Source organism: Patescibacteria group bacterium (assembly GCA_041674405.1).
GTDB lineage: Bacteria > Patescibacteriota > UBA1384 > XYA2-FULL-43-10 > XYA2-FULL-43-10 > JBAYVT01.
The window spans coordinates 205,909-220,151 of the sequence record JBAYVT010000001.1; the positions used below are offsets into that span (position 1 = coordinate 205,909).

A 14,243-nucleotide genomic window follows, 5' to 3' on the forward strand; every position below is an offset into this window, starting at 1 on the left:
ACGATTGATGAATTTTATTTGTGATAATTTTTATTTAATCATCGATCTTAAGACTCTTCAGTGAGGGAATCTGAGACAAAAATACTATTTATTATCTTTATCTTCTTCGTTTTTCTCAGCGCTAACAATAATTTTCTTGTCCTTTTTGAGGAGGATTGAAATTCCAAGAAGAATTATGAATGCCGGCCATACGATATTCCAGACCTCACCAGTAACATATCCAAGGTTTTGCAGAAGAAAAACAACTCCAACAACGATAAGCACAATTCCGAACCACATATTCGCTCCTTCCGGGTAGTGAAAATTTGACCGCCGCATACGGCTAACTACCCACTATTTTATTATTAAAAATTGTCAAACTTCTGCTAACAGGCTTTTGCCTTCAACATGCTTCAGCTACATAATAGAATATATTCTCAATTATTAAAAGTTATTTTCTCATAAACAGCTCTTGTAGCTTCAACATCACGCTTACAATACTCAATAATTTCATCGCCCTTACCAGAGAGGAAATAATCATAAACTTTTCCGCCATCAATCCCCTGCTCTTTCGGCGAAGCAATTCCCAAGATTAAGCTTAGCTTGTGCAGACTTGTGCATCCATTGCTCCATTTTTCCCACTCCTTCATCGTGTCAAAGATCGGATTATTGCGATAACGGGCAAACGACAAATCCTTAGATGGTTTCACGCCAAGAATGATCGAGCGCTTATAAATAAACCTCAAATCAAAGTCTATAATGTTGTGCCCGATGAATAAATCAGCATTCTTTGCAAGTTCCCAGAACTTAATAAGAATTTCCCTTTCTTCGCCAGAAACACAATCCGTCGGTTTGTCATCGGTGGCATAACCGATGCAAAAAATTCTGCCAAACTCTCCCGAAAGTGAAGTTAAGCGAAAATAATCATCAAATGATATTTTTTCTTTTGTTGATTTTCTGCTCGTTTCTTCCCAAAGTTTTTTGAGAAGTTCTAATTTATCGCCGGCTGCCGGCAAAGTCTCGATGTCCAAAAATAGTTTCAAAAGGCACCTTTCTTGTCTATTATGTAATATGTAACAACTAAAAACGAATAACCATCCGAAAATCAGTTTTGTTGATTAGTTATCAGTTTTGTTATGTTTATATTAATATAGCGCAATTTTTCTGCGATTGTAATATTATGTGTATATCCTGGTCTTTACTTAATAGTTATTAGTTTTAAGTTTCATTATGAAAACCGAATCTAAACAATTTTTGTTAAAAATCGCTCGAAAATCGCTCGAGAATTACTTTAGGGGCAAAGGAAAATTGAAAGTTGATGAATCTAATGCTCCGGCCGAAACAAATAAACTAGGAGCAACATTTGTTACGTTAACAAAAGATGGCGAATTGCGTGGCTGCATCGGTTCACTGATCGCGAAGAAAAAAATATATGAGGACGTAATTAATAATTCACTCAATGCCGCTTTTTCCGATCATAGGTTTCCACAGCTTGCTGAGTCCGAACTTAATGAGATTAAAATTGAAATTTCGGTCTTGGGTGAGGCAAAACACATGCAAATCAAATCGCCTAAAACGTTTTTGGAAGAAATCGAAAGGAATAAGCCAGGTTTGATCCTACAGGTTGGAATGAACCAAGCAACTTATCTACCCCAGGTCTGGGAAGATTTACCGGAACCAAATGAATTTATGTCGACCCTCTCCCAAAAAGCTGGCCTTCTGGCTGATGCGTGGGCTCGTCCGGATGCCGAAATCTTTACATATAATGTCGATGATATTCAAGAGTAGTAAAAGATTTGAGATGCCAATTATTTTTCCCAAATCGAGATCGTAATACATGTGCCGGCAAGAAAAAGCCAAGCCGGGATTATATATAGTACCCAGTACGTCCCTTGAACGATCGAAGTTGCAAGAACAAGAGCAAATAATACTCCGTAGGCAATGGCGCCTGCTTTTTTTGAAAACAATGCAACAATCAAGCCCGCAAGAAATAAAATTGTTGGAATAATTACAAGTCCGGAAAAAGCCGCATCATGGGTAGCCACATAAGATGCAATTACATACCAAATAGATACGGCAACAAGTAACGCACCGAGAAAAATGCCGAGCCAAAAAATTATCCCCTTTTTGCCTTTCACATTTTTTGAAGGCATATTACTCCTTCGTGTAGATTGCCCAAACGCCGAAGACCACCGCCACTATCAACCATGAAGAGGCTGATAGCCAGACTCCGACTCCAAGCGCATCTAGAAGCGCTAAAACCGCAGCGATTACCGACAGCACGATAGCTGTCATTGAAAGTCCTTTGCTTTTCACATTTCCTCCCTTTCCGCCAGCTGGCGGATTAACATAACTATCTACATTATATCAAATTCCTGCAATAATTTCTTTGGCGGTATCGAGACTTGCTCCTTTGCGAAGTATGGATTTTGTTTCCAGATCGATCAATGTAGACGGAATCTTGATCGTGCAATCGCCCGATACGATAAAATCTACCAGTAATTTCAAGTCATCACTTCGAACTATATCCGGGTCACCAGAAATATTCGCGGACGTTGTGATTATCGGTTCACCCAATTCCTCAATAATTTTTATGATAAGATCATATTTTGGTATTCTTACACCAACCTTACCAAACCCCGCTGTGATTTTCTCACTAACCAAATCGTTTTTTGGAAGGAGAAATGTGTATGGCCCAGGCAGATATTTACGTAAGATTTTCTCATACTCTTCCGGCAATTTAACATACTTCTTAATCATTTCAACAGACGAAAACGCCAAAGACATCGGCTTTGAAAAATCTCTCCCTTTCAATTCAAAAACTTTATCGACGGCGTCTAAGTTGGAAACCACACAGCCTATGCCATATGTTGTATCCGTCGGATATCCGATAACTCCACCAGAACGAAGTGACTGAACGGCTTTTTTGATAATTACAGCGTCTTTCATTGTTTATTTGTAGCAATTTCACCGCGGTCGCGGAAGAATTACTACATTTTTCATAATTATTTAGTTAGGTCTATCTTTATAGAATCATCTGCAATTTTTAATGAGTTAAATTCTTCATCGTCAGGGAAAATGGCTTTGATCCTAGCTAATTTTGTACTCCCGGTGTCAAGGGCTGGTTTTACATTTGTCGAGGTGAATGGGGAAAATTTCAATGTCATACTTGATTCATCTATGTCTCCAGAAATTATAAGCCCTTGCTGGGTTTCGGGCGAAAAAAATTGATCAAAGACAAAATTTCCGAGAGAGTAAATTATCGGTCGGTTATTATAGACTTGTACATCTTGTACAACATGCGGATGCCCCCCGATAACCATTGTTGCTCCGGCATCAATCCAGGATTTGGCCATGTTTTCTTGTGTTTTATTGTGAATACTTTGATATTCGACCCCCCAATGCGGGATGATAATTACGCGCTCGCCCTTTATAACTTCGGCTTTGATTGAATTTACAATTTCAGAATTATCCAAACCGACTAGAATGTCGGCTGTAATAATTGCGATTGGAATTTTAGTCTCAAGCTCGACAATATTTGTGGAGTCAAAATCATTTTGGCTGCCGGAATACTTTATTTCAGACTCAGAGAGAACTTTTTTTGTGTTAGCAAACCCATTTGTGCCAGCATTCATCGTGTGGTTGTTGGAAAGCGAAACAATATTCAAACCAAGATATTTTAGCGTATCGATAGTTTCAGGCGGAAAGTTAAAATTCATGCTGCCGGAAAGATAATCATCGTTGATTTCGCCTGCCGAGATCGGCCCCTCCAGATTTGCAAATGCGATGTCGGAATTTTTAAAAATCGCAATATCTAAATTATCAAAAATCCGGTTTAAACCGATATCCTTGTATTTGTGCCAGACATTCCGGTCGAACATCAAGTCGCCACCAAAAGCAAAGGTGGTCTTGGCAATCTCCGCAGGTTTTGATTCTTGTGGAGTCTCGTTGGCAGAATTCGTCTTAATTTCTGTCGCGCTAGCGGGTTTATCGCTTGTTCTGCTTTTTGAAAAGTAATAAAAACCGCTTGCAACAAGAAGGATCAAGGCGATAAAAATTAGCAGGCGAATTAATTTTGGTTTTCTTTTTTGTTCCAAAAATCCTCCGCTTCTGCTTCTAATTTTTCGAGCCGGTCATAGTAATCAGGATACTCATTAAGATGCGCCAAAGCGATTTTTCCGGTTACAAGAGAATCATCACTGGTTACATTCGTGGCTTCATCGCGATTGCCATGTTCTAATTCAACACCCATCCCCTTGCGATACTGCTCAATATCAAAACGCGACCAATCGATGCCCAATCTTTCTCCAATTTCTTTTGCCTCTTCCGCAGAAAATGATTCCTTTGGCATAATTTCTCCTTCATGGACTTTATAAACTATTTAAATAATATCATATGAAGATTTGACCAATTTGAGACTATTAATGATATTAAAATAATATTGGCAACAGGAAAAATAATTAGATTTTCAAACCAATGCCCGGTTTCGATTCTGATTCCATCAAATGGCTTAGGCGGAATGCCGAAAAAGCGTTTCCAAGGATAGAACAATGGGATTCCCTCAACCGTAAACATGTCGGCTAAAAGATGGGCCAGATAAGCAAGCCCAAAAGCTATGATGACCGGAGCCGGTAAAACACCCCAATACAAGGGAAGCGAATTCAGCAGTAAAATTATCAAAATATTAAAGATTGCATAACCAAGAATTGAGTGTGTGATATTACGATGTTTGATAAACGGATCAACTAGATGGCCAACCGCGTGCCCTGAACCAAATGGTAATTTATCCCAAATTTCCGAAGCCGGCTGGTCGATATCAGGCAAAAGCGCACCAAAATAAGAGAACAATAAAACCGCTGCAAATGTCGCCGGCATATAGCTAGCATCTTGCATTGCAATAAAGCTTCCCATTCCTATTGTGATACCAATTGCTTTATGGGTTTTTCCGGTCATTTACATCCCAAATAAATAATATGGAAACAATCCAGCATTCCCGATAAAATAGATTATGAGAAAATTATATCAAACCTTTTATGAGACAGAAATTACTCCGAAAATATTCAATTATTATTATTGCGATAGCCGCCACGCTTTTAGCAATTTTGATCTACCTTGTGTACTATCATCCAATTTCACACATTGATATTGCCTTTTCCCGAGATTTGCAATCGGAAGGTGACACAGGTTTGAGCCGAACGCTTTTTTTTAGCATATTTAGGTCCATCAGCTTTTTGGGGATACCAGTCGTTGCCGGAGTTATGATTGTGCTTTCTGCTCTCTTATTCTGGTTTTTCGGCTATTTCCGTGAATCAATTTATATATTGATAACTGTTGTCGGTACTCCAATTGAAGAACTAGCAAAACTGATCATCGGCCGGCCGCGGCCTCCAGCTGATGTCGTCAAAATAATCGACCAGCAATCCTCTCCGAGTTTCCCTAGTGGGCACGTAGTTTTCTTTACAATTTTTTTCGGATTTTTGATAGCTGCGATGATTATAAATAAAAAAATAAAACTCTGGATTAGAGTTGCATTAGCATCAATTTCTACAATTTTGGTGGTTTTAGTTTCTTTTTCGCGGGTTTATCTCGGATCACATTGGATATCCGACGTTATCGGAGGCTACCTTGTAGGAATAATCATACTTTGTATGATTTTGTATTTTTATCTAAAACCAATATTTAAAATATCTGACCGAATTAAAATTTAGCTAAAATAAAAGCAGCCAGAAATCCTAAAACGGTAATTATTCCGATCGAAAATCCACCCTCCTCATATGCTTCCGGCATCATCGTGTCCGCTAACATGGCGAGAATTGCACCGGCCGCAAACGCTTCGATAATACCAATGTTGTTCGGATCGATGTCGGTAAGAAATATGTAACTCAATATTGTTATCACTAGAGTTGTGATCGCTACGATCGCCCAGGTGGTGAATATTTTTTTGTTGGAATAGCCCTCTTTCTTAAGCCCAGTAATGGATGAAATTCCCTCCGGGAAGTTGGATATAACGATCGCCATTGCCATCAGGAAGCCCCTGCCATGCCCCGCAAACAAAGATATGCCGAGAGCTGCCGATTCGGGTATTCCATCCAGAATTGCCCCCAGAGTGATTGCGCGGCCATTGGTTATTGCACCAGTCTCGATCATTTTTCTTCGTTTGTGATTACGTCCTCCGTAAAAATGAAGTAAATAATCCCCAAGAACATATGCCAAGCCACCGATAAGAAAGCCGATGGTTACAGCATCAAAACCACCAAAAGAAAAGGCGTCTTCCATTAGCCCAAAGGTGAGGGCGCAAACCAAAACCCCGGCACCAAATGCCATGAAACGAGCTATTACCCGTTGTGAGAAATTAAAATATATGCCGACAGCTGCCCCACCGACGAGTGCAAGTCCAGAAATTGCTCCATATAAAACTGCATATTCCATAAAAATATTTTATCAAATTTAGCCATTAAAAAGAAACTCCCGCCCCCGGAAACCGGGGACGGGTGACGAAATTCGCGGGGACTCGGCCTAGAGGCCGGCAATCCCATTCGCCATTGCTGGCGAGAGGATGGTGTTGCCAGAGGATGACGCTTCGACGGAAGTTCCGCCACGCCATCGCTCTCCGGCAATGTGTTGGCCAACCCACATCGCGTGGGCAGCCTGCTGCTGCGGAGTGGGAGGGGAGCAAACCACGGCTCCCTTCGACCTCTGTCGGCGGAAGTACTCCTCCGCCTCTTCCCAAGCAGGGAAAATCAACATATGCCACCTCCAGCGGAAGAGTAGTAACAAAAATACTCTACAATATATATTGTGATTTGTCAATATTAAGGCAACAATATTTTTATTAATAATAAAGGCACAATAGAACGATAAAACAAAAAGTTATCCACAAAAATTGTAGAACGCAGGGATTAAACTACCACCATCAATCAAAGAATAAATATTCCCTATTGCATAAAAATGAAGATATTAAACTGGAACTCGTTCGCTATGGATTTGTAACTGTGATAGGAGTAGTTGCAGAAGCAGTCACCCCAGCACTATCTTGGACTGTCACTTTGGCAGTATAGGTGCCGGCTGCAGTATATGTACAGACCCCGGATAGGGTTGGAGTGTCCTTAAGCACTCTGACTGGAGTAGTGTTGCCAATCTTACAGTAGTAGGAGTAGGTCTTAGTGCCTGTGGCGCCACCGGTGACATTTGAGGTAAGGGCAACTGTTTGAGTATTGTTTACAATCAAAGAGCTGGGAGTTGCATTGAGCGTTACGGCGAGAGATGCGGGAGGAGCAGCTGCTTGCGTTGTACAACGTATTGTCGTCGTCGCCATTCTACCTGTAAGAATGTTGATTCCTGTTGGACGAGAGTTGACACACAATTTTCCAGTACCTCGCTGCCGAATTGAACTAATTAACTGGCTACCAGATGGGATATTTCGAATTATGAAGTAGCCTTGACCGTTTGTGATTGCGGCTTTCGGACCAATTTGGATGACGTAATTGGCGAGAATTGTTGAATCACTGGCGCTACGCAGCGTCCCCTGGACCGATCCTAAATTTGTGATGTGTAGGGCTGCTAAAGCACTATCTGCCCAATTATTTAAGGTTTGAATGGCGGAAACTACGGTCGCCCGTACTGAGCTTATTACGGGAGCTAGAATTCTTTGATACTGAATACTTACTTTTTGAGATAACGGCAGTTTGTCGTAAGTACTCTGGATCCAAGAACCATTAGAAATCTGGGCGTAGGTATATGGGATGCCGGTGACGCTTCCGCCAACCGATTTGAACACCTGGCCATCATCCGGGTCAACCCTACCGACATTGTCAGCAAACCATTGCCACATATACTTCATAATATTTTGGCACGTACCAGTAGTATGGTCTCTAATAATCCCATGAAGCCGTCCGTGCTGCATGAAATAAGCCCAGTAAAAGCTTGCAAAGAATTCATTATCATTGTCCCACGGGTGTCCTCCTGTATCCCCAGGCATCAGCTCAACATTCGAATCCGTTATCGCTCCCATCACACAACCTTTATCCGGTCCAGCCATAACCCGGTTGTAAAGATCGTTCCATGGTGCATATATACTTGGAGTTGAATTCCTAATTTTCTCATTAACAGCGTGGCCGTACTCATGGGCGATGGTAGCGCCAACATCAGCACCGGTCGGGTCTGAAGCCAGTGAAAAGTCTAAAAGCTCGGTAGAAAAAATGATCGGCTTCACGTCTTTGCCAATTTTAGCGCAATTCCACATGCCGTTCCACTGGTATCCTTCAATTTTTCCCATTGGCAGGAAGCCAATCACAACAGGGCGGACATCCTTAGATTGTGACTTTAACCTACGGAGTGATTGTGCCGCTTCATCGAAAATTGAGCTATGCTGCCCATATATAGTCTTGGGCTTGAATATCATATAAATACCATCGCCGTAATCTTTTAATAAACTGTTGTCATCAGGGCTGCAAAGGTCTTCGACATCACCGAGACGAGTCCAGTTATCATAGCCTGGAGTAAATTCTACCGGCGGGGACTTGGCGTTGTGCTTATTTATTCCCACGCGGTATGTGCCAGCGCTTGTCGGAACAAATTTGGCTGTTTCTTCTCCAAAATCATTGACGGCCAGAAAAGCCTTGTCGGCTGTCTTTGACCACGATCCGTCGGCAGTTTTCTTTTCCAGATAAAGGTCAGTATAATCGCAATCCTTGAAGTAGTCGTAGTTATAGACATATATTCCCGCCTGAGCTTCCAGGGCGGGGGCCTTTTGAAGAGTTAGGACGATGACCTTTGGTTGTTGTGTTTCGACGTCTTTTTCGACCACGGCGGTTGTATGTAGGAGTTTATATCCCTGTTTCAACACCATGAGATCCAGCGGCTGTCCCTCGGCAAACCCTTGAGGCACAATCCCGGCAGGGGGAGAAATTGGCGTCCTGTTGGGCTGCAAATAGCTCGAATAACTCTCGTAAAGGCTAAAATCGTTTTTTAATTTTAAATCGAGACCAGAAGACGATGTTCCAATGTAAGCGGCATCTGTGAATCCGAGATTGGAAAAATAGTAGTTGTTAAGCTTATTTACCACAGTGGCCCCCGCAATTCTTTTACCACTCTCGTCAATAACTTTAATCGGTACGGGCGAAAACTCAGATTGGCCGGTGTCTAATAGCATCAATAGATTCCTGGCGGCAAAATCTTTCTGTTGATCGAGGGTCAGCGAAAAATAATTTTGCGGTATTGTGAAACTTTGGGTTTTGGAAGCGCCATTTTTTGTTGCTTTGGCAGTATAGGTTTTCCCTAATTCAAACGAAAAATTTGCCTTCCCTAACCAGTCGGTAATTTTTGTTTGAACGACACCTTGGCCGTTTAGCGTAACTTCGGCGTCACCGATGGCTTTAAGTGTTTTGGAGTCAGCCACCATAATCGAGGCCGGTAGACCTGATGTTATATATTTTTGCAAAGAAAGTGTAATAGAAATCTTGCCCGTAAGTCCTACATCAAGCGTGATACGGCTTGAAGAGTTTTGCAGATATCCAGTTTTGAAGGCATCAACAGTCAGGACACCGGTGACATTTGTAAAGGATGCATACCCAGAAGTGTCAGTATTTTTCGATATAGGATTTTCGTCAGAAATATTCCTTCGCACATTAACCTGAGCAGCGACGATTGGTTTACTATCTTGATCCAAAACCTGAACTTTTATTTCGCGATCAAGTGTCTGCGCCCTTTGCAAATTTACAATAGTTTCGTCTCCTCGCGTGTTGGGATAGCCAATAAAATCGTAGTAACCCACCTTTGTGACCTTGATCATCGGTACTGGAGCACATCCGTGAAACTTCCACGCCAAATAATCGAAAATATCCTGGCTGTAAAAGTACGCTTTTCCCTGGGGATCCGTTATCTTGGAGGGCACATTCAGGTAGCTACATCCACGATCAAAGACGGTCACTTGAGCGCCGAGCACGGGGGAGGTTGGGTAAGTTCCGTCTTTCACTGCCACCTTGATGCCAAGATAATATATATCAAGCGATAGATCAGGAAGAGTGATTACGCCGTTTATAATCTCCGACTTCCTGAAGATTCTAATAGAGTCAGTATTATTTAGAAATTTCAAATATCCCGGAATCGTATAGGTTACTTTGTAGCTATCGGAGCTAATGGGAATATCTGCAATCTTGTAATTCGCGCCGTTGTTTGCATCAATCGAAGCCGCTTGAGATGTTGTGTTAAAGTGCTTATCGGTGCCAGAAAGCTGGATATCAACTCCAATTCCGCTAATTAATTCTCCAGTACCTTTCATCACAACTCTGCCTTGTGCCTTAAAGGTATTGGGCTCTGTTGCGGCGGGATCCGCTACGACTTGAGCGACTGCGGTCGCTCCGAGAACATCCCTCTCAATAATAACTTTGGGCTTAAACGTACCGCTGTCCGTATAGGTATGGCTGACCGTTTTGGTCAAATCCGTGACATTATCAAATTTAACCCCATATCTAGAATCAGCCGGATCACCGCAAACAGTAATAATACTGCTGATAAAATTGCCCTGATTGTCACAATTCCACCAAAAAGTATAGTTCAAAGTCCCTGTAGCGGTCCCGGAAGCGGTTGCGGTCAATGTATCAGACAAAGGCGCCGTTCCTGAAGTTGGGGTGGCAGTCAATGTAGCATTGAGTGTGGGGGTTGTTGGATTTGGTGTTGGATCCGAGACCGTAACATTTACCGAACCAGAACCAGAACCGGCGGAGCTCGTGCAAGTCAGAGAATATATTGTGGTAGCCAAGGGAGAGATATTTGCACTGCCACTCAATGTATTATTCCACCACCCGCTTGGCGATGCGGTACATAGACTGAGTGTTGCATTTGTTATTGTCCAAGTTAGTGATGTAGTTGTGCCCCTCTGCATCGTTACGGCGCTGGCACCGCCCGCTGTCTTAAGATTTACAATTGGCTTCGGAGAAGCCGTGCTTGCCATTATGAAATTTGCTTCCGAAGTAGCCCCGGAAGAAATAGTAACGGAACGGCTGGTGGGCTGAGAATTATATCCGGCCTTGTAGGCAGTCACAGTGTAATTACCGACAGGAATGTCTGAAATAGAATAATTGTAGAGCGTAGTACCGGAAGTAGTTGCAGTTTTGACGACAGTGGTTTGCAAGATATTTACCACATCGTTGGATCCCAGAACATTAATAGTTACACCATCCAGATTCTTTTGAACACCATCGACGTAAGATGTTACTTGCCCATGCAATATTCCCATATTTGCGGAACAGGTAGCTGGGTCGACTTTTCCAACTTTAATAGTTGCGCTATTTCCGTATGTTCCCGGATCGTGCGTGCCCCAGGTGCCTTCCGGCGGTGGGCTATTATTCCATGCGCCGCTTTCATAGCCTAAAAAACCATAATTGGTCACTGACCAAACTCTCTGTCCTGACCAAGGATAATCGATAAGATTGATAGTGTGATTACTGTCCATTCGGTAATATACCCCCGGATTTCCTTCCGAGGTGTCGTTCGTCCCCGTATATGTATAATACCCGTTAAATTCCGCTCTGCCGGCATTACATACTGTATATGTTTGTGGCCAAGCAGCTATTGTATCGGCCTTGATATGAAGAACATTAGCTAGCTTAGGAAAATATCCGAATTTGGCGGCTGCAATGGAGCCGGAAGCAAGAAGGACAAATACAAAAAGACCGGCGTAAAGTATTAGCTTGCGTTTTGAGATTTGTTTCAGGCGTTCGAACATATCCCCTCAAACTTAAAATCAGCTGAACCGTGATTCTATATGTATTATTGTAAACCCGAAATTAATATTTTGGAATAGTGGAGTATAATTTAAAAAATCAATTGGAGAAAAAATGACCAGGGAAATTGTTTTCCGAAGATTGACCAAAAAGGAATCAGAAATACTAACAAACGAAGTTAGAAACACTCCGAATATTGTGGCAGTGCCGATCAATCGCTGGAGATCATTTGATAAGATGTTCGTATTTGAAGATGAAAAAGGGATAGGCGGTGTCTGCGCCTTGGATTATTTTGGCAAAGATTGGGCGGAAATTGCCGACTTTATTGTTCTCCCCCGCCTTCGCGGCAAAGGAATTGGCAGAAAATTGTTCGATAAAGCGTTCGGGTATTTAAAGATTCATCAGTATAATATTTATATTGTGAGCAGAAATCCGTTAGTGATTGGGATGATGGAAAAAGCCGTTTTTAATATATATCAAAACTTTTTCCAGATGCCATGGCCGGTGATCTGGCATTCGACCAAGAAAACGTTAAATCTGGCTGTAATGACCGAATTTGTACGGAAATTATTCGTTTTCAGGAAAAAAACATCCTTAGTATATGGAATATTAAGAAAGGAAGATTATGGGAAAAACTTGGACTGAAAAATTGCATGATTCAAAAGACTTGCCAAAAACGGGAAAGCTGAACAAAAATGCCCGGATCCATTGGCATGGCGATACGATGACGGTGCCAGCACCGCTCGAGGTTGATGAAATAATGAAAAAAGTGCCGAAGGGCAAGATCATTACGATCAATGAAATCAGGCAGAAGATCGCAAAAAAGCATGGCTCAGATATCGCCTGTCCCCTAACATGCGGGATTTTTTCCTGGATTGCTGCCCACGCCGCTGAGGAACAACGCGAAGAGGGCAAAAAGAACATCACGCCGTGGTGGAGAACATTGAAATCCGACGGATCGCTCAATCCCAAATTCCCCGGTGAATGCGATCTTCAGAAAAAGATCCTTGAGGACGAAGGTTTTACGATCAAGAAACGAGGTAAAAAGTATTTCGTCGAAGATTTTGAAAAATATTTGGCCTAAACCTTTCATCGCAACTAATTCCAATAATAGTCTCAAATGCTTTAATACGTGCAGTATAAAGCATTTTTAACAATTTGGGGCTAAAAATCAAGAACCCGCCGGGGAGGGCGGGAACTTGGATACTTCTTCGGAGCGTGGAGCTCCAATTTGAGATTCGTGGAAAGAGGTACCCCGAAAAGCAGGATGGACTTAGCCGGCCTTCAGGACCCTAGGCGGGTCATTGGCGAAGTAGTCGGGAGCCTCATTGATCAGGCAGCGAATGCCCGCGTAGTACCATGCTCCATATCGGTATAGCGGTTTCTCACTAATGACGACCTGGTCGTCACCCACAAGATCCGTTATTACTTGCTGAAGCTCTGGCTCCCCTCCACTCATGACCACTCTGCCGTCCGCGGTCTGATAGACGCCCATAGCCAGTGGATGGTGGATTCGTTTGATCCGATGGAACTCGATGCCAGCGCGTATGGCCCGACGACGACACTCACGAAGCGTCGAATCAGGGTTGTACTTTGGCGGTTTTCTCTGTCCCTGGAAGCCAGACCAGATCAAGGGGTCAGCAAGCAGGTGCAAGCCACCTCGACGGTCTTCAATTACGGCGAAGAACCGATCGATGTGGTTGTCGGCGCCATAGCCCATCTTGCTCGCTTGTCCATCCAGGAAGGTAGCTGATACTTCCGGGAGTTCGAGCACTGCCATTCCCAGATCCTTGAGTGGCTGTATCGGCGGCGGTTTGAGCTCATAGCGATCTTCTCCCAACGCCTTCAACGTTTCTGGTCCAGGCATTTCGACCTTGTCGAACACAACTGCCAAAGACTGCCTGAAGAGTATCCGGCCGCCTTCGCCGTAGATACTGTCGACAACGTTGTTCTTTTCCACCCAAGCCGGATCGACGACCCGGCTATGTCGCGGATCGAGCACAGCTTGGAAGCGGTGCCAGCTCAGGTCCATCATCACCGTGCCATTCGGCAGCATGGTCCACAGGTCCCGAGGGAACCCTTGAACCAAGATGTCAATGTCCGGGAAGTTGATGGTCGGGAAAGGGCCACTCTTCATCGCATCGAAATACTGCTGGCCCAGAAGCTCCCTAAAGGCTAGCATCACCATGGGAGTCAAACCTGCCGCAGCCAGCATGGAATAGATCAGGGCCCATTCTTCCGCAGCTTCCTGAGCCATTCCCCGGAGAATCCCCATGAATTCGGGGTCTTTGGCGGGAAGAGCATAGCTGCGGCCCGGGACTAAACTGTACCGGGAAAACGTTGGAAGCGGGTACGGCGCAAACCGCTCGTCTTGCCCATACGGTCTCGTCTTGTAGACGTTTGATACGGCAAAATGCGGCAAGCCATAAACGTGAATCACGCAGATGCCCTCCTTTCGGGCTTCGCTTTGGGATAGTACGGCTACATTTGGATTACCACAATTTTTAGAAAATAGCAAGGCTGGTTAAGTTCAAAATTATT

Annotated in this window: 15 protein-coding genes; 4 read left to right on the forward strand and 11 right to left on the reverse strand. The window is 43.2% G+C overall.

Going from position 1 to position 14,243, the window contains the following annotated elements; translation table 11 throughout:
- Window positions 1–84: 84 nt before the first annotated feature.
- Window positions 85–279, reverse strand: a complete 195-nt coding sequence (locus WC080_01125) for a DUF5668 domain-containing protein (protein ID MFA7243878.1) — start codon at window positions 277–279, stop codon at window positions 85–87.
- Between the two features lie 137 nt (window positions 280–416).
- On the reverse strand, window positions 417–1,022 hold the full coding sequence (locus WC080_01130; GenBank protein ID MFA7243879.1) for a ribonuclease H-like domain-containing protein: 606 nt from the start codon (window positions 1,020–1,022) through the stop codon (window positions 417–419).
- Window positions 1,023–1,209: 187 nt separating this feature from the next.
- Between WC080_01130 and amrA the strand changes: the two genes are divergently transcribed.
- Window positions 1,210–1,767, forward strand: a complete 558-nt coding sequence (gene amrA, locus WC080_01135) for an AmmeMemoRadiSam system protein A (protein ID MFA7243880.1) — start codon at window positions 1,210–1,212, stop codon at window positions 1,765–1,767.
- A gap of 20 nt (window positions 1,768–1,787) precedes the next feature.
- Here the strand turns inward: amrA and WC080_01140 are convergent, their stop codons facing one another.
- Genes WC080_01140 through WC080_01165 form a run of 6 tightly spaced genes read right to left on the reverse strand, consistent with a single transcriptional unit; the run spans window position 1,788 to window position 4,932 of the window.
- Complete coding sequence (locus WC080_01140; protein ID MFA7243881.1) at window positions 1,788–2,132, reverse strand: hypothetical protein; 345 nt, start codon at window positions 2,130–2,132, stop codon at window positions 1,788–1,790.
- Window position 2,133: 1 nt separating this feature from the next.
- A complete protein-coding gene (locus WC080_01145) occupies window positions 2,134–2,295 on the reverse strand; it encodes a hypothetical protein (protein ID MFA7243882.1) in 162 nt (53 codons plus the stop codon).
- Between the two features lie 51 nt (window positions 2,296–2,346).
- On the reverse strand, window positions 2,347–2,928 hold the full coding sequence (locus WC080_01150) for an L-threonylcarbamoyladenylate synthase (GenBank protein ID MFA7243883.1): 582 nt from the start codon (window positions 2,926–2,928) through the stop codon (window positions 2,347–2,349).
- Window positions 2,929–2,984: 56 nt separating this feature from the next.
- Window positions 2,985–4,076: a CapA family protein gene (locus tag WC080_01155; GenBank protein ID MFA7243884.1), complete on the reverse strand. Its 1,092-nt coding sequence runs from the start codon at window positions 4,074–4,076 to the stop codon at window positions 2,985–2,987.
- A complete protein-coding gene (locus WC080_01160) occupies window positions 4,049–4,333 on the reverse strand; it encodes a DUF5661 family protein (GenBank protein MFA7243885.1) in 285 nt (94 codons plus the stop codon). Before WC080_01160 ends, WC080_01155 begins: the two co-directional genes overlap by 28 nt.
- Before the next feature lie 23 nt (window positions 4,334–4,356).
- Window positions 4,357–4,932: a metal-dependent hydrolase gene (locus WC080_01165; protein ID MFA7243886.1), complete on the reverse strand. Its 576-nt coding sequence runs from the start codon at window positions 4,930–4,932 to the stop codon at window positions 4,357–4,359.
- 80 nt (window positions 4,933–5,012) lie between these two features.
- Here WC080_01165 and WC080_01170 point away from each other — a divergent pair, with 80 nt between their 5' ends.
- On the forward strand, window positions 5,013–5,687 hold the full coding sequence (locus tag WC080_01170; GenBank protein MFA7243887.1) for a phosphatase PAP2 family protein: 675 nt from the start codon (window positions 5,013–5,015) through the stop codon (window positions 5,685–5,687).
- Here WC080_01170 and WC080_01175 read toward each other — a convergent pair.
- Window positions 5,677–6,408: a ZIP family zinc transporter gene (locus tag WC080_01175; protein MFA7243888.1), complete on the reverse strand. Its 732-nt coding sequence runs from the start codon at window positions 6,406–6,408 to the stop codon at window positions 5,677–5,679. The genes WC080_01170 and WC080_01175 overlap by 11 nt on opposite strands.
- Window positions 6,409–6,955: 547 nt before the next feature.
- A complete protein-coding gene (locus WC080_01180; protein MFA7243889.1) occupies window positions 6,956–11,704 on the reverse strand; it encodes a hypothetical protein in 4,749 nt (1,582 codons plus the stop codon).
- Window positions 11,705–11,816: 112 nt separating this feature from the next.
- Here WC080_01180 and WC080_01185 point away from each other — a divergent pair, with 112 nt between their 5' ends.
- Entirely contained in the window at window positions 11,817–12,347 is a 531-nt protein-coding gene (locus WC080_01185; protein ID MFA7243890.1) for a GNAT family N-acetyltransferase, read from the forward strand.
- Complete coding sequence (locus tag WC080_01190) at window positions 12,328–12,786, forward strand: MGMT family protein (GenBank protein MFA7243891.1); 459 nt, start codon at window positions 12,328–12,330, stop codon at window positions 12,784–12,786. The genes WC080_01185 and WC080_01190 overlap by 20 nt, the downstream gene beginning before the upstream one ends.
- Window positions 12,787–12,975: 189 nt before the next feature.
- Here the strand turns inward: WC080_01190 and WC080_01195 are convergent, their stop codons facing one another.
- Window positions 12,976–14,142 carry a hypothetical protein gene (locus WC080_01195; GenBank protein MFA7243892.1) on the reverse strand — a complete coding sequence of 389 codons (1,167 nt, stop codon included), beginning with the start codon at window positions 14,140–14,142 and terminating at the stop codon, window positions 12,976–12,978.
- Window positions 14,143–14,243 lie beyond the last annotated feature (101 nt).